This window comes from Haloparvum sedimenti (genome assembly GCF_001462205.1).
Taxonomy (GTDB): Archaea; Halobacteriota; Halobacteria; order Halobacteriales; family Haloferacaceae; genus Haloparvum; species Haloparvum sedimenti.
Genome location: NZ_LKIR01000026.1, coordinates 1 through 3,078 on the forward strand (window position 1 = coordinate 1; position 3,078 = coordinate 3,078).

At 57.9% G+C, this 3,078-nt stretch carries 2 protein-coding genes and 2 pseudogenes; all 4 read right to left on the reverse strand.

The window, feature by feature from the left end; translation table 11 throughout:
• Positions 1–65: 65 nt before the first annotated feature.
• On the reverse strand, positions 66–482 hold the full coding sequence (locus AN233_RS01405) for a hypothetical protein (RefSeq protein WP_058365089.1): 417 nt from the start codon (positions 480–482) through the stop codon (positions 66–68).
• Positions 483–556: 74 nt separating this feature from the next.
• Positions 557–1,141 (reverse strand): annotated as a pseudogene (locus AN233_RS01410) (DUF6735 family protein); the annotation flags it as partial.
• 224 nt (positions 1,142–1,365) lie between these two features.
• A pseudogene (locus AN233_RS16045) lies at positions 1,366–2,001 on the reverse strand (IS6 family transposase).
• Positions 2,002–2,403: 402 nt separating this feature from the next.
• On the reverse strand, positions 2,404–3,078 hold a 675-nt coding region (locus AN233_RS01420; protein ID WP_141654116.1), incomplete at its 5' end, for an IclR family transcriptional regulator.

Here is a 3,078-nt window from a genome sequence, read left to right on the forward strand (position 1 = left end):
CTCGCTCCGGCTGCGCCGGCACCCATCGCCGGCGCTCGAAAAACGCTCCTCGTGACGGCGGATTCTCAGGCTTCGTCCGCTCGTTCGACAGTGATGACCAGGTCGCCCGACGCGTAGTTAGCCTCGAAGTCGACGGTGAACGCGTCCGCCTCGTAGGCGGCGTGGTAGGCGCGGTGGCGTTCGAGCGATCCAGTCGCCTTGAAGTGGAAGAACGCGGCCGCCGTGTAGGGCTTGCTCTGTGTTTCGACCTGCGACTCGACGGATGCGGGGAGCGCGATCTGGGGAGTCCCCGTGTCGATACTTGCGGCGAACTCCTTCGCTTCCTCGACGGTTGCTTGCGAATGCGCCGGTGTCTCGCCGGTCAGCACGTTCACCGGAGTTTCCGTGTCGTCGGTGAACAGGACGTCTTCGAAGGTGTGTGTCCCGAGGACCGCCTCGGGATCCAACTCGCGGTCGTGAAACGGGTCGTCCTCTGTGGTCATCGAATCACGAGCCTATGGCGGGGCTCACCCATTCCGGCCCCTGAAAAACAGCAGCTGCCACGAAGCAAATCGAACTAGGAGTGGTTCAGACTCGCCTTCTCGAAGGGTGATTCCCCGGTCGGAATGAGCAGCTTCTGTCGGTCTCCGACCCGCTCGGCCAGCTTCCGTTTCAGGTACTGCCTCGCCGTCGACGGCGTGAAGACGCCTTTGTCGAGCATATCGCCGACGACGTCTTTGAGGGCCGCGAACTGTCCCTGCAGGTGGCCATCGCCGACCGGCTCGCCGTCGTACCAACGCACCGTCGCGAGCGCGCCATTCCCGACCGTCTCGCCCTGTTCGACCGTCTCCGAGTCGTACTGCAGGCCGAACCACAGCGTCCGATAGGCGGTCACCTCGAACGTCGTCGACACCACGAAGAACGCCTCGTGGTGGAGATAGTCGAGATGGTCAGCGACGATCTCGTCGAGGGAGAGGCCTGTGGCACGGGGCTTCGGCTCGACGACCGTCGACGGTCGATTCTCGCCGGCGAGGTAGCCGTCGACGGCATCTGCTTCGAGGCCATCAGCTAGTTCTGCCAGCAACTGTTTCGCCCACTTGGTGTCGGTGTCGTCACCACCGAACGGCGATTCAGCCGAGATTCGGTGTTTGAGCTTGAGGTTTTGATGAATTGTTGGAAAAGAGGCTCAGGCGTCAAATTCTGCAAAAATCGGTGCGTGGTCGCTACACTCTAATCCCGAATGATCGTACCGACAGTTGGTAGCAGGAAGATTATCTGAAGCAAAGATGTGGTCAAACCGTTTCGACTGCCAGTTCGTATCCTTTACTTCGAGTTCTCCGTGGCCATGCTGCTCACGGAATCCATCCTTCATTCCAGGGGTAGTGTTCAGATAAGCTGGTTCCATGCGAAGGCAAACGCTTCAAGCCAATTTTCGACGGTCTCTGCTACCGCCTGGCTGAAACAGTTTGTGAACTGGTTAGTTCGGCGTTTTAGTTCTCTGAAGACACGTTCGACGCTGTTCCGATTACCGTGTTTCTCGTATTTGTAATCGAGGCCTTGGCGGCGGAGAACTGCTTGCAGCCACAGTGCAGAATCGACGAGAAAAAGCGCATCATAGACGAGATGTTTGTCGCGGAGTTCAGCGAGGAACATCTCGGTGATCGCTTGATTTCTTGTCGGAGAGAGCTTGAAGTACAGCAAGCGGCTCGTGTGAGGACCGACCGCAGCGTACCGCCAGAACCTTTCGTCGTTGAGTTGGATTACTGTCTCGTCAATCGAAACGTGATCTGGATCGGCGCCATCACGCGGCTGTAGATGGCCTTCTGCACCCAGGTGTGAACAGTAGTTCGACAGCGTTCGACATCCAATTTATAGAGAAACAATACTGTATTAAAAATTTATAGTTCTGCCAGAGGGGAGTCGGATACCGAGCTTCATCGCTGGCTTGGGTGTCGCCTCCCACTCCAGAAAATCTAACTCGATGCAGTCGCTACCTCCGCTGAGACGGGCGATCTCAAGCATTGACCACTCAAAAATAGTTCCGCCTCACTCTTCATCCTTATCTGAGCACCGCCCGGATCAATGACCAATCACTCTTGAGTAGATTGACCTATATAGAATCGTATGTAATTCGGATATAGTCATCAAGATATTATGCTTACGGCCGGTCCATTACAATCCTACGCATGTAATGAATCTGTTCCAGGGAAATTGGCAGAATCCGCCCGATAGTGTTTGATAATGCTAAACAAATATTCTCCGACACCCCACCGTCGACGGGTCCTCGATTCTTCAACTATGAACGAGAGTTTGGAGATCGGCGTTAAATCGAGCCCCTAGCCGTTCGCGGGGGGAAGGCCCTTGAACGGCGGGATTGTGCGTGCGGGACCATCGGCGTGTTCGACGTGCGCCTGTTTGGCATTGCTAAACGCCTGACTGGTGAATGGCGACCTCGATCTGTTTGGCTGTGTTCAGCACGAGTCCCGCTGTGTCCTGCTGGAGGGCCTTGCCGCTCATCCGCTCCTTCGGACCGAGCACGCCGACCGCACCCCGCGCACGCGGGTCACCAGTCGAGATGGTCGTCGCGACCTCGTACAGCTCCGCGTCGTACTCGCCTCGTGCGAACCCGAGGCTCTGTTCCCGGACCGTCCGGATCTCCTCGACCAGCTCGTCCGGATCGCTAATTACCCGGTCCGGGAGGTCCGCTCCCGTGTAGTTTGCTAGGTACCTCCGGATCTCCGTGTTCGTGCGGTCCGCGAGGAGACATTTACCGGGGGCGCTACAGTGGAGCGGCACTCGAGTTCCCTCCGTCAATAGACCGTCATTCTCCGCACGGGTCGGGACGATCTGCTGGTACACGATGTACCCCTCCTCCTCGACTGCGATGAACGCAGATTCGCCCGTGCTCTGTGCGAGAGGCTCGAGCGTCTCGTGGGAGTGTCGATACAGCGGGGATTGCTCGCGAACCGCCGCGCCGAATCCGACCAGGCGTGATCCGAGGTAATAGGTTTCCTCTTGCTGAACGACGTAGCCGCTCTCGCGAAGCGTGGCCAGGTGATTGTGTACCGTCCCCTTGGTCGCGTCCACCTCACGAGCGAG

Bases quoted from the DNA above. Each gene is read 5' to 3' on its own strand.
- AN233_RS01405 (WP_058365089.1), bottom strand. From the start codon at position 482: ATGACCACAGAGGACGACCCGTTTCACGACCGCGAGTTGGATCCCGAG.